This is a genomic window from Virgibacillus sp. M23, from assembly GCF_034190895.1.
GTDB lineage: Bacteria > Bacillota > Bacilli > Bacillales > Amphibacillaceae > Virgibacillus > Virgibacillus salarius.
The window spans coordinates 1-408 of record NZ_JAWDHA010000343.1; the positions used below are offsets into that span (position 1 = coordinate 1).

Below are 408 nucleotides of genomic sequence, written 5' to 3' on the forward strand. Positions count from 1 at the left end.
TCGAGATGTTTTTAGCATTTTGTTTTAGCATCTCGTTTGTCCGGCGGTCAAGCTCGCTCATATAATCAGTCACAAGCTTTTGGCGTTTCACAGTAACAGCCTGAATTATGCCGTTTTTGAAAATCGGAATGGTAATGATAAACGCGGAATTGATTTTCCCGATCAGCTTTGCGTTTCCGCGCTGCAGGAGACGGATTTGTGGTGCGGTTTGAAGAGCCACCATCCGTGCCATATCCAGATCATACACCCGTTCCTCAAGCTCCTGAATACCGTTGCGCAACGTATCAAGCTGCATTTGCGCCAGCTGGTTTCCGCTTGCCGCTTTTTCCTCATATGAAGGAAGGATCGACTGCATCTCTTCCAGTTTCATCTGCCCGGCAACGACGTATTTTTCAAGCTCCATATAGT

The 408-nt window shown here is 47.1% G+C and carries 1 protein-coding gene; it reads right to left on the minus strand.

Annotated elements, in window-relative coordinates:
* Positions 1–408, minus strand: a 408-nt coding sequence (locus RVS70_RS22885) for a toxic anion resistance protein (protein WP_321135039.1), incomplete at both ends; no start/stop codon positions are given.